Here is a 25,143-nt window from a genome sequence, read left to right as displayed (position 1 = left end):
ACCACTACTGTGAACCACGACGTCCTCCTCGTTGTTGTTGGGACACCAAGCCCGTTAACAACAGCAGGAGGACGTCCTCGTCTACGGCGAAATCACCATCAACGCGAAACACAGCCTCTTACTACGCCCGCTCGCGGCACTTTCGAACGTCTACGAGTCGCCGAGGGGGTGTTCGGCGAGGAACGCATCGGCCACGTGGCCTGGATCAGCGCCGTCGGCGACCTCGGCGCGCATCTCGGCCAACGCCGCGGTGTCCAGCACGCCGGCCACCTCGTTGAGCGCGAGCACCTGTGACTCGTTGAGCCCGTTGCGGCGAGACAGCGGCACCAGGTTCTCCGCGCGGATCAGCGACGTGCGATCCGACAGCATCACCAGTTCGGGCGGGATGCCCGGAGCCGCGGTCGTCGTCCACGCGGCGCGGAAGCGGCCGGAGCGCACGGCATCGAAAGCCGCGTCACTGTCGGGGAATTCGGTCACCTTAGGTTCGCACGTACCGATCGCCTCCGGACGGCGTGCGTCGGCGACCGCGGCAATGGTCAGCCCGTCGCAGTTGCGCACCGCGGCGGTGACGTCGCGCCCGCCCCACTTCTCGGCGGTCGCCCCGGTGACCGCGAGCGCGGGCTTGTCCTCCGCCGACGTGGTGTAGTCCCCTGCGGCGACGCCCTCGGGCAGCGCGGAGACCATCTCGCGGTACACCTGCGTCGGGGCGCGTGCCGCCGACTCGGGATTGAACCTGTGCAGCACCCGTCCGGTGAACCCGGGCACGACGCGGACAGACCCGGTGTCCAGCCCGGCCAGCGGGTCGTCCTCGATCTTGACGTGAGCGGGGTTGCCGTACGAGCGCAGCGCGGCGGCATAAAGGTGGGCGATCAACGTCGACTCGGGATCGGCTGTGGCGCCGACGGCTATCGACGGCCGCTCGGTGTCCTCGCCGCACGCCGCGGTGCTCGCCACGAGCACCGCGACGAGCGCCAGCGCCAACCGCCGGCCCACGTGCGACTAGCCTCCCGACGCGTCGCGGGACGCACTGGCGACCGCCTGCGCGACGGCGGGCGCGACTCGGGGGTCGAGCACGCTCGGCACGATGCGATCGGATGCGAGGTCGTCCCCGACGACCGAGAGGATCGCTTCGGCGGCGGCCACCTTCATCCGCTCGGTGATGCGGCACGCACCGGCGTCGAGCGCACCGCGGAACACGCCCGGGAAGGCGAGCACGTTGTTGATCTGGTTCGGGAAGTCGCTGCGCCCGGTGGCGACGACGGCCGCGTACCGGCTCGCGTCGTCGGGGTGGATTTCCGGATCCGGGTTCGACAGCGCGAACACGATCGAGTTCGGCGCCATCGAGGCGACCAGGTCGACGGGCACCACGCCCGCGGACAGCCCGAGGAACACGTCGGCGCCGTCGAGCGCTTCGGCGAGTCCGCCGGTCAGCCCGCGCGGATTGGTCGACTCGGCCAGATCGGCCTTGTAGGAGTTGAGATTCTGGCGGCCCTTGTGCACGATGCCCTGCGAATCGAGCAACGTGATGTCGCTGACGCCCGCCGCCATCAGGATCTTCGCGCACGCGATGCCTGCCGCGCCGCAGCCGGAGACGACGACCCGAAGCGAGGCGATCTCGCGATCGACGACCTTGGCCGCACCCAGCAGCGCGGCGAGCACGACAATCGCGGTGCCGTGCTGGTCGTCGTGCATGACCGGGCAGTCAAGCGCCTCGACCAGGCGCCGCTCGATCTCGAAGCATCGCGGGGCCGAGATGTCCTCGAGGTTGACGGCCCCGAACGTCGGGCGCAGCCGGATCAGGGTCTCGACGATCTCGTCGGTGTCCTTGGTGTCGAGAACGATCGGGATCGAGTCGAGGTCGGCGAACGCCTTGAACAGGGCGCTCTTGCCCTCCATCACTGGCAGCGACGCCGCCGGACCGATATCACCGAGTCCCAGCACCGCGCTGCCGTCGCTGACCACCGCCACCATGCGGCTCGCCCACGTGTAGCGGGCGGCCAGCGTGTGGTCCGCGGCGATGGCCCGGCTGACCTGGGCCACGCCCGGTGTGTAGGCGACGGACAACGCCCGTTCGGTGTCGAGGGCCGCGTTCAGCGCTACCGAGAGCTTGCCACCCACGTGGGCAGCGAAGATCTCCTCATCGCTGAGGACGATATTGGATCCGGTCAATGGAAGGTCTCTCACCGCTTGCGACACGGCGCCCAGGTTAACGACGAACTGGTAGGTAACCTAATCGCCCGCTGCCTCAAATCAGGCCGAGATCCGTGACCGCTTTGCGCTCGTCGGCGAGCTCAGCCGTCGTCTTGTCGATGCGGCTGCGGGAGAAATCGTCGATGTCCAGGCCCTGCACGATCGACCAGTTGCCGTCCTTCGTCGTCACCGGGAACGACGAGATCAGACCCTCCGGCACACCGTAAGAACCGTCGGAGTACACCGCCATCGACACCCAGTCGTCGGCGGGCGTGCCCAGCAGCCAGTCCCGGGCGGCGTCGACGGTCGCCGAGGCGGCCGACGCCGCCGAGGAGGCACCGCGGGCGTCGATGATGGCGGCACCGCGCTTGGCGACGGTTGGGATGAAGTCGTTCTCGATCCAGTTCTGGTCGTTGACCACCTCGGCGGCGTTCTTGCCGCCGACCTCGGCGTGGAAGATGTCCGGGTACTGGGTGGCCGAGTGGTTGCCCCAGATCGTCATCTTCTTGATGTCGGTGACCTTGGCGCCGGTCTTGCGGGCCAGCTGGCTGATCGCCCGGTTGTGGTCGAGGCGGGTCAGCGCCGAGAACCGCTCGCGCGGGATGTCGGGTGCGTTGGACATCGCGATGAGCGCGTTGGTGTTAGCGGGGTTGCCGGTCACCCCGATGCGTACGTCGTCGGCGGCCACCTCGTTGAGCGCCTTGCCCTGGGCCGTGAAGATCGCGCCGTTGGCCTCGAGCAGGTCACTGCGCTCCATGCCCGGGCCGCGAGGGCGGGCGCCGACAAGCAGAGCCAGGTTGACGCCGTCGAAGATCTTGTTCGCGTCGGCGCCGATCTGAACGCCGGAAAGAAGCGGGAAGGCGCAGTCGTCGAGCTCCATCACCACACCCTCGAGCGCCTTGAGCGCCGGCTCGATCTCGAGGAGCCGCAGCTCGATCGGCCGGTCGGGGCCGAGCAGTGATCCGCTCGCGAGGCGGAACAGCAAGCTGTAGCCGATCTGGCCGGCGGCACCGGTGACTGCGACCTTGAGGGGAGTTGTGCTCACGTCAGATGCTCCTTGGACAGATGTACGTTGCCCGCACCGCGGGCGGATTGCGTCGGGAACGAAACTAGCAGGCAGCCGACGCGCACAGCCGCGTAGCATCTACCACGGCCCGAAACCGGGCGTGCGTCCTTCAGGAAGGCTGCGCCGATGCCGTCGTTGAGTCCGGCCCTCCATCGCTTCGTCCGGCCGTGAAGAACAGCCGCGACGGCCTGGCTGCCGACCCCGTCCGCGTGCCCGTGGCGCACGCCACGGTGGACTGCGGCATCTATTGCGACGGCACTCGACTGCCCGGAAGCTTCACCCACGACGCGGCCCAAGACAAGGTGGAGGAGCTGCGCCGGGAGGGCAGGAACGCCTTCGTCTGGATCGGCTTTCATGAACCCGACGAACGTCAGATGCAGACGGTCGCGGACGTTTTCGGTCTGCACCCGCTCGCCGTCGAGGACGCCGTGCACGCACACCAGCGGCCGAAGCTGGAACGGTACGACGACACCTTGTTCCTCGTCCTCAAGACGGTCACCTATGTCGAACACGAGTCGATCGCGTACGCACGCGAGATCGTCGAGACCGGCGAAATCATGATTTTCGTCGGACCCAACTTCGTGGTGACCGTGCGGCACGGCGAACACGGCGGACTGGCCGGGGTCCGCAAACACCTCGAGGCCTCGCCGCACCTGTTGGAGCTCGGCCCCTACGCGGTGATGCACGCGATCGCCGACCACGTCGTGGACGGCTACCTCGACGTCACCGAGTCGATTGAAACCGACATCGACGCGATGGAAGAGGACGTCTTCTCACCGACCAAGCGGACCGACATCGAGTGCATCTATCTGCTCAAGCGCGAGATGGTCGAACTCCGCCGTGCGGTGGGCCCATTGGCCACGGACTTGCAGAGTCTCGGGTCTGAGCACGCCGACCTGATCTCCGTCGAGATCCTGCGGTACATGGGCGATGTGCTCGACCACGCCATCAAGGCGTCCGATCGCATCGCCGGCTTCGACGAAGTGCTCAGCTCGCTCGTGCAAGCGGCGGTCGGCAAGGTGGCCATGCAGCAGAACACCGACATGCGCAAGATCTCGGCCTATGTTGCGATCGCCGCGGTGCCGACGGCGATCGCCGGCATTTACGGTATGAATTTCGAGCACATGCCGGAATTGTCGGCGACGTGGGGCTATCCCGCGGTGCTGCTGTTCATGGTGGTCATCTGCGGTCTGTTGTTCGGCGCGTTCCGGCGCAACCACTGGCTGTGACTTCTCGAGACTGCATCCCCGCAGGTCCTTCTCGAATTCTCTTCCGGAAGACGGTTTCGCGCGGTGGGTTCAGCTCGGTTTGGCCGCCGGGCGTGCCGGGTCGAGTACGTCGACGCCGTCCTGCTGCCACGCCTCACGCATCGCGTCGGCACCCTTGAGGCGCACCCATGCGGCTTCAGTCGCGGTGATCGGCGTGGCGGCCAACAGCTTCACCGGTTCGAGCGGGTCGGCCAACGGTACGTCGTCGATTTCGCTGTCGCTCAACAAGAACGCGGTGAACGGCGTGTTCTCCCACAGCGGTGTCTCGAGGTCGATCAACGCATCGGGCGCCAGCACCAGCCCCTCCACCGCGGGCGCGGCGGCCACGATCGCGATCGACCGGTGCAGCCCGCGCGGCGACGGTCCGCGGAGGGCCACGATCACCTCCGCGCGCGGACCGCGCACGACGTCGGTGACCATTTCGGTCGGGTCGAACATCGGATGACGCGAACAGCCCAGCGACGCATAGTGCATGACTCCGTCGGGGTCCGGCCCGAAGCGCAGCACGTCGATGGTCTCGGTGCCCAGGAACGTGACGCTGGCCTCGTCGGGCTCGGAATCGATGCCCTGCCCGGCGAAATGCTCGCGCAGGTGGGTGCGGACCGTCGCGGGGACGTCGATCACTCGGCCGGCGGCGCGGGTGAACCCGCTGGTGAATCGGCAGGCGAATCGGCTTCGGGCAGGCTGAGGTTGTTGCCTGTCTCGGGATCGAAGACAACCAGCTTCGACGTGTCGAACGCCAACTGGATCGTGTCGCCTTGTTTGGCGGTCGAATCGACCGATACCCGTGCCACGAACTCGTTCTCGCCGACACCGGACTCGGCGGCCAGCTCGGCGAGTTGCGCCGAATGCGCGCCGGCGCCTTCGGTTTTGAAGTGGAGGTACTTGTCGGCGCCCAGCGACTCGACCATGTCCACCGTCACGTCGAAAGTCAGTGCGCGGATGCGCGCATACCCGTCGAGCACGGCGGCGTCCTCGAAGTGCTCGGGCCGGACGCCGACGATCACGTTCTTCGGCGCGTTGCGCCGAAGCAGCAGGTCGTAATTCTCCTGGGTGAGGGTGACCTCGCCGAACGGCAACCGGACGCCGACGTCGGTGATCGTCGCGCTGAAGAAGTTCATGGCAGGTGAGCCGATGAAGCCGGCGACGAACAGGTTCGCGGGACGGTTGTAGAGGTCCTCGGGCGTTCCGATCTGCTGGGCCACCCCGGCGAGCAGCACCACCACGCGATCGCCCAACGTCATCGCCTCGGTCTGGTCGTGGGTGACGTAGACGGTGGTCGTACCCAGCCTGTCCTGCAGGCGGGCGATCTCCGCGCGCATCTGCACACGCAGCTTGGCGTCGAGGTTCGACAGCGGCTCGTCCATCAGGAAGGCCTTGGGATCACGCACGATCGCGCGGCCCATCGCGACGCGTTGTCGCTGACCGCCGGAGAGCTGCCCCGGTTTGCGGTCCAGAAGCTCGCTCAGGTCCAGGATTTTCGCCGCTTCGTCGACCTTGCGGGCGATCTCGTCCTTCTTCAGCTTGGCCAGCGTGAGCGGAAACGCGATGTTCTGCCGAACGCTCATGTGGGGGTACAGCGCATAGGACTGGAAGACCATCGCGATGTCACGGTCCTTGGGGGCCTTCTCGTTGACACGCTCGCCGCCGATGCGCAGTTCACCCGAGGTGATGTCCTCCAGGCCCGCGATCATGTTGAGCGTGGTCGACTTACCGCATCCCGACGGGCCGACGAGGATGATGAACTCGCCGTCAGCGATCGTCATCGACAACTCGTGGACGGCCATCGCGCCGTTGGGGTAACTCTTCGTCACCCGGTCCAACACAATTTCGGCCATGGAACTACCCCTTCACCGCACCGGATGTCAGTCCGGCGACGATCCGTCGTTGGAAGATGAGGACAAAGATGATGATCGGGATGGTGATGACCATCGCGCCCGCCGCGATCGATCCGGTCGGTTCCTCGAACTGCGAACTGCCGGTGAAGTTCGCGATCGCCACCGGGGCGGTGATCGCGCGTTCGGTGGCCGTCAGCGACAGCGCGAGAAGTAGGTCGTTCCAGGCGAAGATGAACACCAGGATCGCGGCGGTGACGATGCCCGGCGCGGCCAGCGGGGCGATGACCTTGCGGAACGCCTGGGCAGGCGTCGCACCGTCCATCTTGGCCGCCTTCTCCAGATCCCACGGGATCTCCCGGAAGAACGCCGAGAGCGTGTAGATCGCCAGCGGCAGCGCGAAGGTGATGTACGGGATGATGAGGCCGGGCCAGGTGTCAAAAAGGCCGACCGCGCGCTCGATGTTGAAAAGCGGTGTGACGAGCGAGATGTGGGGGAACATCGCGATCAGCAGGGCGACGCCGATCAGCAACTGCTTGCCGGGGAAGTCGAGGCGCGCCACCGCGTACGCGGCCATCCCACCGATCACCACCGCGATGGCCGTGGTGATCAGGCCGATACCGATCGAGTTGATCAGCGCCGAGGTGAAGATGTTGCCCTGGAATATCGCCTTGTAGTTGTCGAAGGTGATCTCGGCGGGAATCAGCTTGCCGTCCTTGACACTTGACGTCGGCTTGAGCGACAGCGACAGGATCCACAGCACCGGGAAGAGCGCGTAGACGACGACCAGCACGTTGACGATCGTCCAACCCGTCACCCGCGACGCACCGACCCGCTCAGCCATCAGCGATTCTCCTCGGCGGACCCCGGCGCCGCGGCACCGAAAATCTTGATGTAGATGAACGCGATGATCGCCACGCACAGGAAGATCAGCACGCTGATCGCCGAGCCGAGGCCCACGTTGAACGCCTTGAACAGGTTGTCGTATCCCAGGATCGACACAGAGCCGGTGTTGTTGGCCCCGCCGGTGAGGATGTAGATGTTGTCGAAGATCCGGAACGCGTCGAGGGTGCGGAACAGCAGCGCCACCAGGATCGCCGGCTTGATCAGCGGCAGGATCACCTTGGTCAGCCGCTTCCAGGCGCCTGCGCCGTCAACCTGGGCGGCGTTGAGCAGATCCTGTGGGACCAGGGCCAATCCGGCCAACAGCAGCAGCGCCATGAACGGCGTCGTCTTCCACACCTCGGCGAGCACCACGATCGCCAGCGACGGAAGCTGTTCGGTCAGTGGGGCACTGCCCTCGGGCAGCAGGTTCGCCAGGTATCCGGTGCCCGGTGTCCATGCGTAATACCAGCTGTACGACGCGGCGACCGTGACGATTCCGTATGGGATGAGGATGGCCGTTCGCACGACACCCTTGCCGAAGATGGTGCGGTGCATGACCAGCGCCAACGCCATGCCGAGGACGAATTCGATGGCCACTGAGACGACGGTGATGCCGAGCGTGACGAAAAAGGCCGTCCACCAGTACTGGTCGGTGAGGATGGTGACGTAGTTCTCCAACCCGATGAACTCGGTGTCGTCGGGTGCGGCCATGTTGTTGCGCTGCAGGCTCAGCCACACCGCGTAAGCGATCGGGTAACCAGTCACCGCGAGCATCAACACGACAGCCGGCGCAATGAGCAGGAATGCCAGCTTCCGTTCCGAGCGGGTGTCGTCGCTTCCGGTCGCGCTCGGCGCCGGTGCGGTCGCGGCCGCCGGTGGGGCGGTCACGGGATCAGCCCCTTACCGTCGATGGCCTTCTGCACCTGCTCGGTGAGCTCGTCGGCGGTGCGCTCCGGGTCGATGTCGGTGATCGGAGCCAGCGTGGTGGAGATGCGGGTGGAAACCGCTTGGTACTGCGGCGTGGCGGGACGCACCGCGGCGTTGGTGAGTTGTTCGCGGATGATCTCGTGCTGAGGATATTTCACCTGGAACGCCGGATCGCTGTACAGCGACGTGCGCACCGCGGGCAGCCCGCCTTCGACGGAGGTGTACCGCTGATTCTCCACGTCGCGCAGGCATCGAATGGCTTCGAACGCCTCGGCCTTGTGCTGCGTCGTCTTCGCCACGGCGAGGTTGAGGCCGCCGATGGTGACCTTTGCCGCCTCGCCCGGTCGCACGCCCGGATACAGGGCGAACCCCAGGACCTTCCTGCTCGCCTCGAAGGCGGTCTCGAACTGTTCGTCGCTGGGCGAGAACGTTCCGACGTCGTTGATGCTGCCCGCCAGCGAGGGGTCTTCGTCCAGCGGCAGGAACGACACCCCGCCCTTGATCGCGTTCTCGAGCAGCGACGGCAGCACGTAGGGCCAGTTCACCTCGAGCGCCGCCTTGCCCTGTTCGAGCGCCAGCCGTGCGGTGGTCTCGTCGGTCTGAGTCACCGACGGGTCCGCGCCGGGTGCGGTGGCGACGTTGCGGATGATCTGCAGCGCCTTGACGGTGGCGGCCCGGTGTTCGGGTGTATCGGTCAGCGTGACGGTTTCGCCGTCGTCGGAAAGCACTTGACCGCCCGCGCTTTCGAGCAGGGTGTTGAACCACACGACCAGGCCTTCGTATTGCTTCCCTTGTACCGCAATCCAGCTCGGCTCACCCGCGGCGTGCAACCGCGTCGCCTCGGCCACCATGTCGTCCCATGTCACCGGTGGCTGCGCCATCAGATCGGCTCGGTACCACAGCAATTGGGTGTTGGTGGTGATCGGTGCGGCGTACAGCTTGTCCTGCCACATGGCCGTTTCGAGCGGGCCCGGCAACGTATTGGCCCTCGCGTCGGCTTCGGCTTGGCCGGCCGGATCGTCGGATAGCGGCAACGCCCAACCGGCTTCGGCGAACTCGGCGGTCCACACCACGTCGAGGGCCATGACGTCGAGGCTTCTGTCGTTTCCGGTCAGCCGCCGCGCGAGTTGGAGCCGTTGATCGTCGGCGCTCTTGGGCAGGCTGATCTGCTGGATTCGGAATCGGCCGCCGAGCTGTTCGTTGCACCGCTCGGCGACGGCGGTGAAGGTCTGCGCTTCGTTAGCGGGCGTGTAGTAGTTGATGACGATGCCGCCGCTGTCGGAACCACACGCCGTCAGCGTTGACGCGGTCGTCAGCGCAGCAATCGCCGCAGCACCCATCCGTCGTGGGCCGCCGCGCATGCTGGGGAAGCGCACCACCCGCCTCCGTCCGCGTGATGTCACCGACGGGAATCTCCCGCGCGCAAACCGTATTGCCACAAGCGTGTGGTTTGCAACACCTCGACGGCGCGCGTCACACACCGTTACGCAATCGCGAACTGCGCATTCTCCGTGCCGGTGATGGTGCCTCAGCTACCGATCGCGCGCGAACCTCAGATGGTCAAGCGCGCCAGCAGATCCCGTCCGCGCTCGGCGCTCTGCGGATCGCACAGGACGTCGTAGCGACCCGCGACGAGTTGCAGCGTAGAACTGAAATCTCTTGTGCCGCGCGCCATCGCGTACGGAATCGCCGATGTGATGAGGCCGAAGAACACACCGGCGATCAGGCCGGTGGCCAGCGCCGCCCACGGGTTGGGGCTGAAGAACCCGAGAATCAGGCCGATGAACAAACCCAGCCACGCACCGGTCAGGACACCACCGCCGAGCACCTTCGGCCACGACAGCCGACCGGTGACCCGCTCGACCTGCATCAGGTCGACGCCGACGATCGTCACCTGCTGGACGGGGAACTCCTGGTCCGACAGGTAGTCCACGGCACGTTGCGCCTCGGCGTACGTCGGGTACGAACCGATGGGCCACCCCTTCGGGGGCGTGGGCAGACCCGCCGGGCCGCGGCCCATATTTGGGCTACCCGGCGTTGCGCCGGGATTTGCTCCAGGTTGAAACGGGCTGGTCATCGGTCCTCTATCTCCTCTTTGCCGCAAATCGTTAAGTTGCTGTCTCCTAAGGGACAACGCCGCGATGGCCGCAATCGTGCCCGAGAATTGCGCTAGGTTGACAAGCATGACAAATCCCGGGGAGGACGCAGCACGAAACGGACCATCCGAATCCGACGGGGGTGCGTCCGAGCAGACGTCCGGCGGCTACGAGGTGCCGCCGATCGAGCGTTCCGCGTCCGAGTCCGACCAGCCGCCCACCTACGGCTCGCCGCCGGCATACGACCCGTCGTCGGGGTATCCGCCGCCTCCGGCCTACCCCCCGCCACCCCAGGGCGCCTATCCACCTCCGCCGCCCGGGGCCTATCCGCCACCGCCCGGCGCTTACCCACCCCCGCCACCTGGGGCATATCCCCCGCCCTACCCGAACCCGGTCAACACCGGCCAGGGCTATCCACCGCCGCCGCCCTATGGCGCGCCCTCCCCGTACGGTGCTCCGCCCCCGCACGGGGCACCGGGATACGGCGCACCCGGGTATGCCGACGGTTACGGCGTGCCGCAGGACAAAACCAACGGTTTGGCGATCGGCTCGCTGGTGGCCTCGGCGATCGGCGTCCTCTGCGGTGTCGGCTCGCTGATCGGCATCGTGCTGGGCATCGTGGCGCTGAACCAGGTCAAGAACTCAGGCGAGGGCGGCCGCGGATTGGCGATCGCGGGCATCGCGGTCGGTGCCGCGACGCTGTTGCTCAACATCGTCTTCACCATCGCCATGCTGAGCACCTGACACAGTGAGCGGCGGCGATCAGGACGGGGGCGCCGGCAACAGCGGCAGACCCGATCCGTTCGCACCGGTGGATTACCCGACCGATGCAGGGTTGCCGCCGCCGCTCGAGGCGCCGCCCCCGCCGGTTTATCCGCCGCCGTACCCGGCTTCTCCGGACCCCTATCAGGGCTACTACCCGCCCGGCGGTTACGGATACGACCCCTACCGGCCGATCCGTCCTGCGGGCACGAACGGGATGGCGATCTGCGCGTTGGTGTGCTCGCTCGTCGGGGTGTTCTGCTGTGGCGTGACGTGCATCGTCGGGGTGATCCTCGGTGTCATGGCGATGCGCGAAACCAAGCGCACCGGACAGGACGGTTTCGGGATTGCGTTGGCGGGCACGATCATCGGCAGCCTAGCGGTCGCAGGCTTCCTCGTGTACATACTGCTTTACCTGAGCCTGCTCGCCACCGGAGGGCTGTGGGTCTGAGCGTCACTGCGGCGGACGGAACGGCTCGCCTTGACGCTGCATGCCTGCGGCGCGGCCCTTTCCGGCGATCACCAGCGCCATCTTCCGGCTCGCCTCGTCGATCATCTCGTCGCCCAACATGACCGCGCCTCTGGCCCCGCCTGCCCGCGAGGTGTGCCACTCGTAGGCCTCGAGAATCAGCTCCGCGTGGTCGTAATCCTTCTGCCGGGGACTGAAAATCTCGTTGCCCGCGACGATCTGGTCAGGGTGCAGCACCCACTTGCCGTCATATCCCAGCGCCGCGGAACGGCCTGCGACGCGGCGGAAGCCGTCGACGTCGCGGATCTTCAGATAGGGACCGTCGATAGCCAGCACCCCGTGCGTCCGCGCCGCCACGAGAATGCGCATCAGCACGTGATGGTGCGCATCGCCGACGTCGTACCCCTCCGGCTGCTCGCCGACCTCGAGCGTGCGCATGTTCAAACTGGCCGCCATGTCGGCGGGTCCTAGCACCAGCGCCTGCACCCGTGGTGCGGACGCGATCGCGTCAATGTTGGTGAGGCCCTGCGCATTCTCGATCTGCGCCTCGATACCGATGCCGCCGACCGGAAGGTCGTGGGTGGCCTCGAGCTGGCTCAGCAACAAGTGCAGCGCCTGGATGTGGGTAGCGTCGATGACCTTGGGCAGGACGACGATGTCCAGCGCCGCACCCGCGGTCGCCACCACCTCGATGATGTCGGCGTAGGTCCACGGCGTCGTCCAGTCGTTGACCCGGACACCGCGCAGCTGACCGGCCCACCCCGGCTCTGCCAGAGCGGTCGCCACCCGGGTACGGGCCTCGGCTTTGGCCTCGGGCGCGACGGCGTCCTCGAGATCGAGGAACACCTCATCAGCGGTCAGGGTTTTCGCCTTCTCGACCATCTTCGCGCTGCTCCCGGGAACGGAAAGGACCGTTCGGCGGGGTCGATACCGGTTTTCCACAACAACACTCTCTACCCTTTGATGCATGGCGGCGGTCAACAGGGTCTATGCGGCTCGTCTAGCGGGGATGGTGGTCTTGGGCCCCGACGGGGAGTCCATCGGCCGTGTCCGTGATGTGGTGGTCAGCATCAGCCTGGTGCGCCAGCAACCCCGCGTACTTGGCTTGGTTGTCGAAATGCTCACGCGGCGAAGGATTTTCGTGCCGATCCTGCGGGTGACGTCGATCGATCCCGGTGCGGTGACGCTTGCCACCGGCAGCGTGTCATTGCGCAGGTTCGCCCAGCGTCCCGGTGAGGTGCTCGTGCTCGGGCAGGTGATCGAAACCCGCGTCCGCGTCGACGATCCGGACCTGCCGCAGCTGGCCAACGTCGATGTGATCGTCGTCGATCTCGGCATCGAGCAGACACGCACCCGCGACTGGATGGTCACCAAGGTCGCGGTCCGCCCACACCGGCGCTTGGGCAGGCGGGCCAACGTGCACGTGGTGGACTGGCAGGACGTTCAGGGCCTGACACCGTCGGGTCTGGCGATGCCCGGCCAGGGCGTCGCGCAGCTGCTCGACCAGTTCGAGGGACAGCGCGCGGTCGAGGTGGCCGAGGCGATCCGGGAGCTGCCGGCCAAGCGTCGCTACGAACTGGTCAACGCCTTTGACGACGAGCGGCTGGCCGACGTGCTGCAGGAGTTGCCCGAAGACGACCAGCTCGATGTGCTCAGGAGGCTGCCCGCCGACCGCGCCGCCGACGTCCTCGAGGCGATGGACCCCGACGACGCCGCCGACCTGCTCGGGTCGATGACGCCGACCGACGCCGAGCAGTTCCTGCGCCGCATGGACCCCGAGGATTCCGAGGATGTCCGCCGTCTGCTGGCGCACTCTCCCGACACCGCGGGCGGGTTGATGACGTCCGAGCCCGTCGTGCTGGCCCCGGACACCACCGTCGCCGAGGCCCTCGCGCGGGTCCGCGATCCGGACCTCACCCCGGCATTGGCCTCGTTGGTGTTCGTCACCCGCCCCCCGACCGCCACGCCCACCGGTCACTACCTGGGTTGTGTGCACCTGCAGCGCCTGCTGCGCGAGCCGCCTGCGGATCTGGTCAGCGGAATCGTGGACACCGATCTGCCCAACCTGTCCCCTGACGCCTCGCTGGGCGCGGTGACGCGCTACTTCGCCGCCTACAACCTGTTGTGCGGGCCGGTCGTCGACGAGGAGAGCCACCTGCTGGGTGCCGTGTCGGTCGACGACGTGCTCGACCATCTGCTGCCCCACGACTGGCGGGAGACCGAGGAACCCAAGCTCACCGGCGCCGAAGGCACCTCATGACCGACCGCAGCCGGCTCGATACGCCGCTGGCCACGCGGCGGCGGTTCTCGTTCAACGTCGATCCCGAGGCCGTCGGGAACTTCAGCGAGAACATCGCCCGGTTCCTGGGCACAGGGCGCTACCTGGCGTGGCAGACCATCCTCGTGATCGTCTGGATCACACTGAACCTGTTCGCGGTCGGGCTGCGCTGGGACCCGTATCCGTTCATCCTGCTCAACCTGGCGTTCTCCACCCAGGCGGCCTACGCGGCGCCACTGATCCTGCTGGCGCAGAACCGCCAGGAAAACCGCGACCGCGTGTCGCTGGACGAAGACCGCCGCCGCGCCCTGCAGACCAAGGCCGACACCGAATACCTGGCCCGCGAACTGGCCGCGCTGCGGTTGGCGATCGGCGAGGTGGTCACCCGCGACTACCTGCGCAGAGAACTCGACGAGATGCGCGAAATACTTGCCTCCCTGCAGCGCCCGCCGGGCGAATCGGGCGACGACGAAGCGGGCCGGAGCGACCCGGGTGAGCGCCGGTCGAAAAAGTCGGGTGCAGGTAGCTAACGAATTGCTGTAACGCGGCGGTTATCTAGTAGGTATGGTGACTTGGTTCACAAGCGATCGCAAACATAGGACGGTTGAGTGCACATAAGGGGAGGAGCCGCCGCCCTGAAGGCCGTGCGGCGCCAAACGGGGCGTCTGCGGCGAATCCCGGGCCCTCGTGTGCAGAAGCTGGCGTCAGCCAACCGCATGCGCGCCGGGCTCGGCGTGGCCATCATCACCCCGATCATCCTGGCCGGCAGCGTCGGCGCCTCGGCGCCGTCCCCGCAGACGCCGACCTCGGATGCCGCGGTGACGCCACTGGCCGCCGTCGAACCGTCGCCGGGAGCCCGGTCGGGTGCATCGGTGGTCGCGGTCGCCAAGGAACCGATGGCCTTCCACATCGCCGCCTCGACGGTGTCGGCTCCCCCGCCCGCCGCGGTGGTGAACTCGCCTGGCGCACTGGGCATTCCCGGGATGGCGTTGTCGGCGTACCGGAACGCCGAACGCATCATGGCGTCCGCCTACCCCGGCTGCGGCCTGAGCTGGAACCTGTTGGCCGGTATCGGGCGCATCGAGTCGATGCACGCCAACGGAGGCGCGACCGACGCCCGCGGCACCGCCATCCGCCCAATCTTCGGGCCCACGCTCGACGGCACGCTGCCCGGCAACGAGGTCATCGTGCAGAGTCGCGTTGCGGACCGCGTCACCTACGCCCGCGCGATGGGACCGATGCAGTTCCTGCCCGGCACCTGGTCGCGGTACGCCTCCGACGGCGACGGCGACGGCAAGGCCGAAGTGCAGAACCTGTTCGACTCGTCGCTGGCCGCCGCCCGCTATCTGTGCAGCGGCAACCTGAACCTGCGCGACCCGAACCACGTCATGTCGGCGATCCTGCGTTACAACAACTCGGTGGCCTACGCACGCAACGTGCTGGGCTGGGCCGCGGCGTACGCGACGGGTGTCGTCCCGATGGATCTGCCTCCGATCACCGGATCGGTCCCGACGTTGGAAGACACCCCCGCCAACGTGCACCTCACCGATCTGAAGGAGTACCAGGGCCTCGGGCCGGGTCTGCCCCTCAACGCTTTGGGACTGCCCGAAGGCGATCCGCTGGCATTGATGCCGTTGCTCGAGCGCGACTCGGTGGCCAGCCGGATGGGCAACATGCCGGGCTTCGTTCCGGGTCAGCGGCTCGGTCCCCTGCCAGGACCGGCACCGCAAGCACCCGCGACCCCGCAGGCGCCCGCGCAACCGCCGCCGTGGACACCGCCGTGGATGCAGCCACAACGGCCCGAGTGCGCGGTGTTCTGCATCGAGGACAACCCGGCGCCACCGCTGCAGCCGGCACTCGGTGGGCCTCCGATCGCCAACCCGATGCTTCCGCCCGCATCGGTGGGTGCTCCGCAGCCCGGGCCTGCACCGATCGGCGCACCGGCTCCTGTCGTCGCACCCGGTCCGGCTCAAGCACCCGCGCCAGGCCCGCCCCAAGCGTCCGCGCCCGGCCCGGTGGCCCAGCCGGGACCCGCGCCAGCTCCAGCGGCCCAGCCGGGTCCGGCGCCCGGACCCGTCGGTTAAGGGCCGCCGTCGATTCGGCCTAGACTCGACGGTGATGTCTCATTCACCCGCTGACCTGGAAGCCGCGATCCGTCGCGCGCTGACCAAGGTGATCGACCCCGAGTTGCGGCGGCCGATCACCGAGCTCGGCATGGTCAAGAACGTCACCGTCGAACCTGACGGTGCGGTCCACGTCGAGATCTACCTCACCACCGCCGCGTGCCCGAAGAAGACCGAGATCTCCGATCAGGTCAGCCGGGCCGTCGCCGACGTCCCGGGAACCGGCGCCGTCCGGGTCAGCCTCGACGTGATGAACGACGAACAACGCACCGAACTGCGCAAGCAACTGCGTGGTGATTCGCGGGAGCCCGTCATTCCCTTCGCCCAGCCCGGTTCGCTGACCCGCGTCTACGCGGTGGCCTCCGGTAAGGGTGGCGTCGGCAAGTCCAGCGTCACCGTGAACCTCGCCGCAGCGATGGCCGCGCGTGGCGTGTCGGTCGGAGTGCTCGACGCCGACATCTACGGGCACTCCGTTCCCCGCATGATGGGCGTCACGGACCGACCCACCCAGGTCGAGTCGATGATCGTTCCGCCGGTCGCCCACGACGTCCGGGTCATCTCCATCGCGATGTTCACCCAGGGCAACACCCCGGTTGTCTGGCGCGGCCCGATGCTGCACCGTGCGCTGCAGCAGTTCCTCGCCGACGTCTACTGGGGTGACCTGGACGTGCTGCTGCTCGACCTGCCGCCGGGCACCGGCGACGTCGCGATCTCGGTGGCCCAGCTGATTCCGGGCGCGGAGATCCTGGTGGTCACAACGCCCCAACTGGCCGCAGCCGAAGTGGCCGAGCGGGCAGGCGCGATCGCACTGCAGACCCGTCAGCGCATCGTCGGCGTGGTGGAGAACATGGCGGGGCTGACGTTGCCCGACGGGACGACCATGCAGATCTTCGGCGAAGGCGGCGGCAAACAGGTCGCCGAGCGATTGACGCGCGCGATCGGCGCCGACGTGCCGTTGCTGGGCCAGGTGCCGCTGGATCCCGAACTGGTGACGGCAGGCGACTCCGGGGTCCCGCTGGTGCTTTCCGCACCGGACTCGGCGGCCGGTAAGGAGTTGCGCAGCGTCGCCGATGCCCTGTCGAGCCGCAAACGCGGACTGGCGGGCATGTCGCTGGGTTTGGACCCGGCCGGTCGATAACACTCGTGGAAAGAACCTCACGACTCGCCATGCGCGACGATAAAGTGCGATCCGTGGGCAGCTCATCGTCGAGGAACGGCCGGGGCCGGCTGTTGGCTCTGGCGGGGTCGATTGTTATCTCTGCCGCCCTTATCTATGCCCAGACCGCCGAGCCGCCCGCGCGGCAGCCGGGTGCGGTACCGGGCGAGCAGCAGGAGTTCGTTCCCGGCCCGCCGCCCAGCGGCAGCCCTCCGCCGGCCGCCGAGTTGATGGCGGCTAGCGCCCCGGTTGCCGGCGCGGCGACCCCGTTCGCCTTGCCCGCCGGCATCACGCCCGAAAACGGGCTACAGGTCAACACCATCCGGGTGGCCCGCGCGCTCAGCGTGCTGTTTCCCGAAGTCAAGACGATCGGCGGATACCGCCAGGACCCCTTGCCATGGCATCCCAACGGGCTGGCTATCGACGTCATGATCCCGAACCACGGCAGCGAGGAGGGCATCGCGCTCGGCAACCAGATCGCCGGATATGCGTTGGCCAATGCGAAACGCTGGGGCGTGATCCACGTCATCTGGCGGCAGGGGTTCTACCCCGGCGTCGGCGCTCCGAGCTGGACGGCGGACTACGGCAACGAAACCGCCAATCATTTCGACCACATCCACATCGCGACGAACGGCGGTGGGTACCCGACCGGCGACGAGGAGTACTACATCTGAGCCTGGGCGGGCAACACTATGTGGCGTCACTGTCGAACGGTGTCCTCGCGGGTGTTTCCGGCGCGCTTTCCGTGGATGCTTGGGGTACCTGCGGGGTCGGCGGAGGTGAGCTGAGCGGCTTCTCGAAATTCCCGGTGAAGATCGAGTCGTCGCCGTCGAGCAGATGTTTGGTGAGCGCGGCGCGCGGCGTCATACCGCGCAGCTTGTTGAGCTCGCTGAGCGGCTCGCGTAGATCGTCGAACTCCGGTCCGAGGTCTTCGCGCAGTTGGCTGGTGGCGCCGCTGATGTAGTCGCGGGCCTGCCGCAGCGCACCCGTCGTCCACCGGATGGCGCCGGGTAGCCGCTCGGGTCCCAGGATCACCAGACCGGCGATCACCAGGATCAGCATCTCGCCCCAGCCGATATTGGCGAACATCGGCTACGTGGTGTCGGGACCCGGGTTGACGGTCAGCGTGACCCGCCGGCCGTCGCGCATCACCTCGATCGGCGCGTCCTGGCCGATCTTGAGCTGACGCACGGCGACCACGAACTCGTCGGCGTCGGCCACGGTCCGGTCCCCGACCTTGACCACGACGTCGTTCTCCAGAATCCCGGCCTTCTCCGCAGGGCTGCCGGCCTTCACGTTGGCCACCTGGGCGCCGGAGGCGATGTCGTTGCTGACCGAGCGGGCGGTCAGGCCCAGCGTCGGGTGGGCGATCTTGCCCTCGCGGATGAGCGAGTCGACGACCATCTTGACCTCGTTGATCGGGATCGCGAATCCGAGCCCGCTGGCGCTGTCGGACAGCGACTTACCGGCGGTGTTGATGCCGATCACGTTGCCGTTCATGTCGATCAGGGGGCCGCCGGAGTTGCCGTGGTTGATCGGCGCATCGGTCTGCAGACCGTCGATGACGGTGTCGGTGTCGGAGCCGTCGCCCGACAGCGGCACCGGGCGGTGCAGCGCGCTGATGATTCCGGCGGTGACGGTGCTGCGCAAGCCCAGCGGAGCGCCCGCGGCGATCACCTCATCACCGACGCGCAACTTGTCCGAGTCGCCCATCTGCGCGACGGTCAGGTTGTCGACGTTGTCGACCTTCAGCACGGCCAGGTCGGTCTTGGGGTCGCGGCCCACGAGGTTGGCGGGCACCTCTTTGCCGTCGTTGAAGACGATCTTCATCTTGTACTTGCTGGGGTTGTTCGCGGCCTCGGAGATGACGTGGTTGTTGGTCACGATGTACCCGCGCCCGTCGATGACGACGCCGGAGCCCTGCGAACCTTCCTGATCGCTGGTTGCCTCCACCGTGACCACCGAATCGGCCACGGCAGCAGCGACTTTGGCGATATGCCCCTCGGGCGGCGGACCGCTGTCGGTGGTGTCGAGGGTGACCTTCGAGGTGGTGAACGCCTCGACCACCTCGGCGGTCTTGCGGCCTACCCACCCGCCTGCGAAGCCGATCACCAACGCGATGATCGCCAACATCGCCAGCGCGACGTAGGACACCCGCCCGCCGAACAGCACGTCGCGCACGCCCAACTTGCCCGTCGGGACATTCGCTTGCGGTCGCGGCGGCTCGTGGACGGCGGGGGCGCCAAGGGCGGCCGGCGCCGACGGATCCCGCCACGGGTCGGCGGCCATGTCGGTGTCCTGATCCCGCTCGGCTTCGAGCGCGCCCGCGTCGGCGGGATGGCGCTGCAGCGAGTCGCCGCCGGGATAGGGCTTGCCGAACGCCTCGGCCAGCACCGGGTCGGGCGGCTGGTTGGTCGGCGTGAACTCGCCTTGGTCGCGATACTTGTCGAGGCCCACGAACGAACCCTCGACACCGTCGGGCCTGCCGAATGCGCGCTGTGCCGCCGGATCTACGGGCGGCCGCGAGACAGGGCGGGGTTCCAGGCGTTGGCGCCCGGTCTGGTCGAGATTGGTCACCCGGTTATCACCCTCTGTGAAAGCGCCCGCGCATGCCGGCGCGGATCGCTGCTGGTCTTCGCACTTACCCTACCGGCGCTTGCGCCGAGAACGCTGTGTGCTGTCAGCAAACTGGGACTGCTGCGTCTCGACGGGCGGCTCCGGTGGAGCATGGTGCGGGATCTCGGACAACAGGCCCAACAGAGAGCTCGGCATGGCGACCGGCCGGCACTCCCGCAACGCCGCCCGCGCTTGGCGCTGGGCCTCGACCTCGGCCGCGCACTGCGGACACAACGATAAGTGGTGGGCAGCGCGCAGATGCGGGGTCAGCCTCAGTTCACCGTCGACGAACGCGGCGACGGCCTCGGTCGAGAGGTGTTCGGTGGAGCCGAACTCCCGCGGCCCCACGGGCGCATCGCTCTGGGAGGCGAACTGAGAGGGCAACCACGAGAAGGCCCGGCGGAACACGTGTCCCGGGTCGACCATCGCCCAGCTCCTCTCGCTGCGTGTCACGGCGTCCATTCGAATGTAGCGCGGAGCGCTGTGCGGATGCCCGCGAACGTCAGGCCGTTTTGGCCGCGTCGCCGTGGCCAGCCGACGAACCGGTCTCGCTGTGATTGGCCAGGTAGTCGCGGAGGGCCTGCCGACCGCGGTGGATGCGGCTGCGCACGGTGCCCAACTTGACGTCAAGCGTCGCGCCGATCTCCTCGTAGGACAGCCCCTCGATGTCGCACAGCACGACGGCGGCGCGAAACTCCGGCGGCAACGAATCCAATGCGGCCTGCAGGTCGGGACCCAGCCGCGAGTCGTGATAGATCTGCTCGGGGTTCGGATCGTCGGCCGGAACGCGGTCGTAGTCCTCGGGCAGCGCCTCCATGCGAATGCGGCCGCGCCTGCGCACCATGTCGAGGAACAAGTTGGTGGTGATGCGGTGCAGCCAGCCCTCGAACGTGCCGGGCTGATAGTTCTGCAGCGAGCGGAACACCCGGATGAACGTCTCCTGGGTGAGGTCCTCGGCGTCGTGCTGATTACCCGACAGGCGGTAGGCCAGCCGGTACACCCGATCGGCGTGCTGGCGCACCAGCTCGTCCCATGAGGGCATGGTCGATTTGTCGCCCGTGGCGTCGAACACCGCGGTGCCGGTCATTTCATCGGAAGGCTCGACCCATTCCCCATCCGCGAACTGTTCGAGGTGGGACATCGAAGTCGGCGCCATCTTGATGGTGGTCGTCAGATCCTCCTGGTCACAGCCGCCATCACGGTGCGGCGGTTCGCTACTGCCCGCAACGCGGAGATCCGCGTAGGTATTCCCTGGTTGGTCCCCTGGATGCCAGCGTCCGCCGTTTTCCATGGGACATACCGTCTCCGACCGTTCCGTGCCTGGCATATGAGCAAACTGAACATTTCCTGAGAAAGCTTTTCTACCCATTTTTGACCTGGGCGAACCTGCTGAGAATTCGCGTGATCGGGTCGTCGGGAACGGGCGTGTCGCGATGCTGGCCCGGCCCGGTTGGCTACGCTGCGGGCATGGCCGGCACCGACGACGTCATCGGACCGCACAGCCGTGCCGATTCCATCGTCTCGCACGCCGAGCAGTCCATCTCCGAGGACGCCATTGTCGCCGCGGCCCGCGAACGCGCCCTCGACATCGGCGCAGGCGCCGTCACCCCCGCGGTCGGCGCGCTGCTGTGCGTGTTCGCGAAGCTGACCTCCGCCAAGGCCGTCGTGGAAGTTGGCACGGGCGCCGGGGTCAGCGGGCTGTGGCTGCTGTCGGGTATGCGCGAAGACGGTGTGCTGACCACGATCGACGTCGAACCCGAGCATCAGCGCATCGCCAAGCAGGCGTTCACCGAGGCCGGGATCGGCCCCGGGCGTAGCCGGCTGATCAGCGGGCGCGCCCAAGAAGTGCTGACCCGCCTCGCCGACGAGTCGTACGACCTGGTGTTCGTCGACGCCGATCCGCTGGACCAGCCCCAGTTCGTCGCCGAAGCTGTCCGGTTGTTGCGCCCCGGCGGCGCGATCGTGCTGCACCGCGCGGCGCTCGGCGGCCGGGCCGGCGACGCCACCGCCAACGACGCCGAGGTGGCGGCCGTGCGCGAAGCAACCCGGCTGATCGCCGAGGACGAACGGCTCACCCCGGTGCTGATCCCGCTGGGCGACGGCCTGCTCGCCGCCGCGCGCGACTGAATTCTCTCGCCGATCTGGGCCCACGCCGAAGGCTGGGGAACGTAGGACTGCGCTCTTTCCAGGCAGGTTTACGTCTGCTCGCAGTTTCATCTTGACGGCCGACTGAACACACGTTTAATCTACTGAACATGCGTTCAGCCTCGAACGATCTCACGGCCGTCGCCCGGATCCGCGACGCCGCGATCGACCAGTGGGGCCAGCACGGGTTCGAGGTCGGCCTGCGCACCATCGCCGAGGCGGCTGGGGTATCGGCAGCGCTGGTCATCCACCACTTCGGCTCCAAGGACGGGTTGCGCAAGGCGTGCGACGACTTCATCGCCGACGAGATCCGCCAGGTCAAAACCGAGTCGATGCAAACCAGCGATCCGGCGACCTGGCTCGCCCAGATGGCCGAGATCGAGTCCTATGCGCCGATGATGGCGTACCTGGTTCGCAGCATGCAGTCCGGCAGCGAGCTGGCGAAGTCGTTCTGGCGTCGCATGATCGGCCAGGTCGAGCAGTACACCGACGAAGGCGTTCGATCGGGTGTGCTCAAGCCGAGCCGTGACCCCCGCGCCAGAGCCCGGTACCTCGGGATGATCGGTGCAGGCGGCTTCCTGCTGTATCTGCAGCTGCATGACAACCCCACCGATTTGCGGGCCGTGTTGCGTGATTACAGCGAGGACATGGTGTTGCCCGCCCTCGAGCTCTACACCGAAGGACTGATGGCCGACTCGACCATGTACGACGCGTTCCTCGCCCAGCGCAAAAAAGGCATCCCGTTCACCACCGGGGAAGGAGATCGCGATGACGGCTCAGACAGCGCACCATCGGCGACAGGTTGACTTCAACGAACCTGTCGTCGAAATTCACGGACTGACAAAGTATTTCGGACGAGCCAAGGCGCTCGACGGACTGGACTTGACGGTCGCGCCTGGACAGATCACCGGCTTCCTCGGGCCGAACGGCGCGGGCAAGTCGACCACCATCCGCGTGTTGCTCGGCCTGTTGCGCGCGGACAGCGGCACGGTGCGGCTCCTGGGCGGCGATCCCTGGCATGACGCGGTGGCACTGCACCGCCGGATCGCCTATGTGCCGGGAGATGTGACGTTGTGGCCCAACCTGACCGGGCTACAGGCAATCGACTTCCTGGCCCGGCTGCGCGGTAACGGTGTGGACACCGCCCGCCGGGATCAGCTAATCGAGCGCTTCGAACTCGACCCGCACAAGAAGGCCCGCACCTACTCCAAGGGCAACAGGCAGAAGGTCGCCATCATCGCCGCGTTCTCCACCGCCGCCGAGCTCTACATCCTCGATGAACCGACATCCGGCCTGGATCCATTGATGGAGAAGGCTTTTCAGGAGTGTGTGGGTGAAGTCGTACAGCGCGGCGCTGCGGTGCTGTTGTCGAGCCATATCCTGGCCGAGGTCGAAAAGCTGTGTGACAGCGTCACGATCATCCGCGCCGGTCGCACGGTGCGCGCAGGCACCCTCGCGGAGCTGAGGCACCTGATGCGCACGACCGTGACCGCACGCACCCGCAACGACGGCCGGCGCCTACGGGGCGAGCCGTTCGTTCACGATTTCGCGGTCACCGACGGGCACTACGCCTTCTCGGTCGACCGCAACGATCTTGACCGCGCGATGGGCATTCTGACCGAGCTCGGGATCCTCGACCTGACCGTCACACCGGCATCGCTGGAAGACATGTTCCTGCGCGAATACCGGGGGGCCGCGCGATGACGACGATGACGGCGCCCGCGCCCCGCACGCAGCGGCTCGGCCGTTCGAACGCCTGGACGGGCACCGCAGACCTGCTGCGCCTGGTTCTGCGTCGGGACCGGCTCCGGCTCAGCGTCTGGGTCGGCGTCCTGACGATGCTGATGGCTTACGCACCGGCCGCCTTGGAACTGGCCTATCCCGAAGAGGCGCAGCGACTCACGCGCGTGGATCTGCTGAAGACGCCCGCGGGAATGATGATGGGCGGGCCGATGTTCGGCCGCAACGAGACCGACCTCGGCGCGATGATCGCGAACGAGATGATGCTGACGCTGATCGTCGCCACGTCGATTCTCTCGATCCTCACCGTGATTCGTCATACCCGGACCGAAGAGGAAAGCGGCGCAGCCGAGTTGGTGCTGTCCTCGGTCGTGGGCCGCTATGCGCGGACCGCAGCGGCGCTGATTCTGGTCGGCGTGGTCAACGTGGTGCTCGCCGTGACGATGACGCTGGCGATGGCCGCGAGCGGCTTCTCGCTCATCGACACCGCGGCGATGTGTCTCGGCGTGACCGGGGTGGCCATGCTTTTCGGCTCCGTGGCCGCGGTGACCGCGCAGCTGTGGCGCCAGGCGCGTACGGCGTCCGGCGCGGCCATGGCCGTGCTGGCGGTCGCCGCGGTGGTCCGTGGGATCGGCGATGTGATCGACAACTCTGGCAGTGCGCTGAGCTGGTTCTCCCCGATCGCGTGGGCCCAGCAGATGCGCGCGTTCGTCGATCTGAGGTGGTGGCCGTACGCGCTGTTGATCTTGCTCACCGCAGCCCTCATCGCACTGGCTGTGCTGCTGGAGGGCAGACGTCAGTACGACGACGGTGTCATCCCGTCCACCGGTGAGCATCCCGACGCCCGCCCTGTCAGGGGTGTGCTGGGTCTGCATCTGACCCTGCAGCGAGGTCAGACCGTCGGCTGGACCATCGGGTTGTTCCTGGGCGGCCTGGCTTTCGGGTCGATGACCAAGTCACTGCTCGACGCGGCCGAGACCAATGAGGTGATCCGGCTGATGATGGCCCAGCAGGGCACCGAGGGGGTGTACACCACGATGACGCAGTTCCTCGCGGCCGCGGCGAGCGCGTACGTGGTCGCCGCCGTGCTGCGGGTTCACACCGACGAGGGCAACGGTCTGGGAGAAGCCGTGCTGGCCGGAGCGGTGTCGCGGTGGCGCTGGCTGACGACGGCCGTCGTGTCAGCCGTGCTCGGCTCGGCGGTGTTGATGTTCGCCGCCGGTCTCGGCAACGGGTTGGGCGCGGGACTCACGATCGGCGAACCGAACACGGTGCTGCGTCTGACGCTCGCCGGGCTGGCCTTCGTTCCCGCACTGGCGGTGATGGCGTCTGTGGCGGCGGTGGCCGTCGCGGTGCGGCGGCCCGTGCTGGGTTGGCTAGCTGTGGCGTTCGTCGTCACCGCGCTGTACCTCGGCCCGCTGTTGCGGTTGCCGCAGTGGCTGATCGACCTCTCGCCGATCGGACGCACCACGGCGCCGATCGACTATCCGGTGACCACGCTCGTCGTCCTGACCGTCGCCGCCGCCGCCCTGACCTGGGTGGCCGGCCTCCTGTATCGCAGGCGCGACGCCGTCTGAGGAGGAGGAA

Annotated in this window: 26 protein-coding genes; 12 read left to right on the top strand and 14 right to left on the bottom strand. The window is 67.4% G+C overall.

All coding sequences use genetic code 11. The features are described 5' to 3' along the window. Positions 1–150: 150 nt before the first annotated feature. The 3 genes from AAHH99_RS17225 to AAHH99_RS17215 are packed head-to-tail and all read right to left on the bottom strand — an operon-like array spanning position 151 to position 3,235. The gene (locus AAHH99_RS17225; RefSeq protein WP_418769815.1) at positions 151–993 is read right to left on the bottom strand and encodes a glycine betaine ABC transporter substrate-binding protein; all 843 of its coding nucleotides are present in this window, start codon (positions 991–993) and stop codon (positions 151–153) included. Positions 994–999: 6 nt separating this feature from the next. Continuing rightward, on the bottom strand, positions 1,000–2,196 hold the full coding sequence (locus AAHH99_RS17220; protein WP_418769814.1) for an NAD(P)-dependent malic enzyme: 1,197 nt from the start codon (positions 2,194–2,196) through the stop codon (positions 1,000–1,002). A 49-nt stretch (positions 2,197–2,245) separates the two neighbouring features. Continuing rightward, on the bottom strand, positions 2,246–3,235 hold the full coding sequence (locus AAHH99_RS17215; protein WP_418769813.1) for a malate dehydrogenase: 990 nt from the start codon (positions 3,233–3,235) through the stop codon (positions 2,246–2,248). Positions 3,236–3,423: 188 nt separating this feature from the next. On the opposite strand from AAHH99_RS17215, the gene corA reads away from it, so the two are divergent. Further along, positions 3,424–4,485, top strand: coding sequence for a magnesium/cobalt transporter CorA (gene corA, locus AAHH99_RS17210; RefSeq protein WP_418769812.1), 1,062 nt, complete (start codon positions 3,424–3,426; stop codon positions 4,483–4,485). A 69-nt stretch (positions 4,486–4,554) separates the two neighbouring features. On the opposite strand, the gene AAHH99_RS17205 is transcribed toward corA, so the two are convergent. From AAHH99_RS17205 to AAHH99_RS17180, 6 genes are all read right to left on the bottom strand, one after another. Further along, positions 4,555–5,148, bottom strand: coding sequence for a suppressor of fused domain protein (locus AAHH99_RS17205; RefSeq protein WP_418769811.1), 594 nt, complete (start codon positions 5,146–5,148; stop codon positions 4,555–4,557). After that, positions 5,145–6,362 (bottom strand): ABC transporter ATP-binding protein, encoded by a 1,218-nt coding sequence (locus tag AAHH99_RS17200; protein ID WP_418769810.1) that lies wholly within the window; start codon positions 6,360–6,362, stop codon positions 5,145–5,147. Before AAHH99_RS17200 ends, AAHH99_RS17205 begins: the two co-directional genes overlap by 4 nt. A 4-nt stretch (positions 6,363–6,366) precedes the next feature. After that, positions 6,367–7,203, bottom strand: a complete 837-nt coding sequence (locus AAHH99_RS17195; RefSeq protein ID WP_418769809.1) for a carbohydrate ABC transporter permease — start codon at positions 7,201–7,203, stop codon at positions 6,367–6,369. Next, the gene (locus tag AAHH99_RS17190) at positions 7,203–8,054 is read right to left on the bottom strand and encodes a carbohydrate ABC transporter permease (protein ID WP_418769904.1); all 852 of its coding nucleotides are present in this window, start codon (positions 8,052–8,054) and stop codon (positions 7,203–7,205) included. The genes AAHH99_RS17195 and AAHH99_RS17190 overlap by 1 nt, the downstream gene beginning before the upstream one ends. Positions 8,055–8,128: 74 nt before the next feature. Next, the gene (locus tag AAHH99_RS17185) at positions 8,129–9,532 is read right to left on the bottom strand and encodes an ABC transporter substrate-binding protein (RefSeq protein WP_418769903.1); all 1,404 of its coding nucleotides are present in this window, start codon (positions 9,530–9,532) and stop codon (positions 8,129–8,131) included. Positions 9,533–9,723: 191 nt separating this feature from the next. Continuing rightward, the gene (locus AAHH99_RS17180) at positions 9,724–10,248 is read right to left on the bottom strand and encodes a general stress protein (protein ID WP_418769808.1); all 525 of its coding nucleotides are present in this window, start codon (positions 10,246–10,248) and stop codon (positions 9,724–9,726) included. Between the two features lie 106 nt (positions 10,249–10,354). On the opposite strand from AAHH99_RS17180, the gene AAHH99_RS17175 reads away from it, so the two are divergent. Further along, the gene (locus tag AAHH99_RS17175) at positions 10,355–11,011 is read left to right on the top strand and encodes a DUF4190 domain-containing protein (RefSeq protein WP_418769807.1); all 657 of its coding nucleotides are present in this window, start codon (positions 10,355–10,357) and stop codon (positions 11,009–11,011) included. A gap of 4 nt (positions 11,012–11,015) precedes the next feature. Continuing rightward, positions 11,016–11,480 (top strand): DUF4190 domain-containing protein, encoded by a 465-nt coding sequence (locus tag AAHH99_RS17170; RefSeq protein ID WP_418769806.1) that lies wholly within the window; start codon positions 11,016–11,018, stop codon positions 11,478–11,480. 3 nt (positions 11,481–11,483) lie between these two features. Here AAHH99_RS17170 and AAHH99_RS17165 read toward each other — a convergent pair whose 3' ends face one another. Beyond that, entirely contained in the window at positions 11,484–12,440 is a 957-nt protein-coding gene (locus AAHH99_RS17165; RefSeq protein ID WP_418769805.1) for an HpcH/HpaI aldolase/citrate lyase family protein, read from the bottom strand. A 25-nt stretch (positions 12,441–12,465) separates the two neighbouring features. Between AAHH99_RS17165 and AAHH99_RS17160 the strand changes: the two genes are divergently transcribed. The 5 genes from AAHH99_RS17160 to AAHH99_RS17140 all read left to right on the top strand — a co-directional run bounded on the left by AAHH99_RS17160 (position 12,466) and on the right by AAHH99_RS17140 (position 17,729). Continuing rightward, entirely contained in the window at positions 12,466–13,758 is a 1,293-nt protein-coding gene (locus AAHH99_RS17160) for a magnesium transporter MgtE N-terminal domain-containing protein (protein WP_418769804.1), read from the top strand. Beyond that, positions 13,755–14,306, top strand: coding sequence for a DUF1003 domain-containing protein (locus AAHH99_RS17155; protein ID WP_418769803.1), 552 nt, complete (start codon positions 13,755–13,757; stop codon positions 14,304–14,306). Before AAHH99_RS17160 ends, AAHH99_RS17155 begins: the two co-directional genes overlap by 4 nt. Before the next feature lie 78 nt (positions 14,307–14,384). Next, positions 14,385–15,860, top strand: a complete 1,476-nt coding sequence (locus AAHH99_RS17150; protein ID WP_418769802.1) for a lytic transglycosylase domain-containing protein — start codon at positions 14,385–14,387, stop codon at positions 15,858–15,860. 34 nt (positions 15,861–15,894) lie between these two features. Continuing rightward, the gene (locus tag AAHH99_RS17145; protein ID WP_418769801.1) at positions 15,895–17,037 is read left to right on the top strand and encodes an Mrp/NBP35 family ATP-binding protein; all 1,143 of its coding nucleotides are present in this window, start codon (positions 15,895–15,897) and stop codon (positions 17,035–17,037) included. Between the two features lie 53 nt (positions 17,038–17,090). Beyond that, positions 17,091–17,729, top strand: a complete 639-nt coding sequence (locus AAHH99_RS17140) for a glycoside hydrolase (protein ID WP_418769800.1) — start codon at positions 17,091–17,093, stop codon at positions 17,727–17,729. A gap of 16 nt (positions 17,730–17,745) precedes the next feature. Here AAHH99_RS17140 and tatB read toward each other — a convergent pair whose 3' ends face one another. The 4 genes from tatB to sigE all read right to left on the bottom strand — a co-directional run bounded on the left by tatB (position 17,746) and on the right by sigE (position 20,962). Beyond that, a complete protein-coding gene (gene tatB / locus AAHH99_RS17135; RefSeq protein WP_418769799.1) occupies positions 17,746–18,144 on the bottom strand; it encodes a Sec-independent protein translocase protein TatB in 399 nt (132 codons plus the stop codon). Positions 18,145–18,147: 3 nt separating this feature from the next. Further along, the gene (locus tag AAHH99_RS17130; protein WP_418769798.1) at positions 18,148–19,632 is read right to left on the bottom strand and encodes a S1C family serine protease; all 1,485 of its coding nucleotides are present in this window, start codon (positions 19,630–19,632) and stop codon (positions 18,148–18,150) included. A gap of 69 nt (positions 19,633–19,701) precedes the next feature. After that, positions 19,702–20,097, bottom strand: coding sequence for an anti-sigma E factor RseA (gene rseA, locus AAHH99_RS17125; RefSeq protein WP_064396719.1), 396 nt, complete (start codon positions 20,095–20,097; stop codon positions 19,702–19,704). A 76-nt stretch (positions 20,098–20,173) separates the two neighbouring features. Beyond that, positions 20,174–20,962, bottom strand: coding sequence for an RNA polymerase sigma factor SigE (gene sigE / locus AAHH99_RS17120; RefSeq protein WP_418769797.1), 789 nt, complete (start codon positions 20,960–20,962; stop codon positions 20,174–20,176). 176 nt (positions 20,963–21,138) lie between these two features. Between sigE and AAHH99_RS17115 the strand changes: the two genes are divergently transcribed. From AAHH99_RS17115 to AAHH99_RS17100, 4 genes are all read left to right on the top strand, one after another. Beyond that, complete coding sequence (locus tag AAHH99_RS17115; RefSeq protein ID WP_418769796.1) at positions 21,139–21,798, top strand: O-methyltransferase; 660 nt, start codon at positions 21,139–21,141, stop codon at positions 21,796–21,798. Positions 21,799–21,926: 128 nt separating this feature from the next. Beyond that, on the top strand, positions 21,927–22,622 hold the full coding sequence (locus tag AAHH99_RS17110; protein WP_418769795.1) for a TetR family transcriptional regulator: 696 nt from the start codon (positions 21,927–21,929) through the stop codon (positions 22,620–22,622). Beyond that, positions 22,585–23,520, top strand: a complete 936-nt coding sequence (locus AAHH99_RS17105; RefSeq protein ID WP_418769794.1) for an ATP-binding cassette domain-containing protein — start codon at positions 22,585–22,587, stop codon at positions 23,518–23,520. Before AAHH99_RS17110 ends, AAHH99_RS17105 begins: the two co-directional genes overlap by 38 nt. After that, complete coding sequence (locus AAHH99_RS17100) at positions 23,517–25,133, top strand: ABC transporter permease (RefSeq protein ID WP_418769793.1); 1,617 nt, start codon at positions 23,517–23,519, stop codon at positions 25,131–25,133. Before AAHH99_RS17105 ends, AAHH99_RS17100 begins: the two co-directional genes overlap by 4 nt. The last annotated feature ends 10 nt before the right edge of the window (positions 25,134–25,143 follow it).

Origin of the sequence: Mycobacterium neumannii, from assembly GCF_048452905.1 — a bacterium.
Taxonomy (GTDB): domain Bacteria; phylum Actinomycetota; class Actinomycetes; order Mycobacteriales; family Mycobacteriaceae; genus Mycobacterium; species Mycobacterium neumannii_B.
Note: the sequence above shows the minus strand (reverse complement) of the source record. Positions and strands in the feature narration are given on the sequence as shown.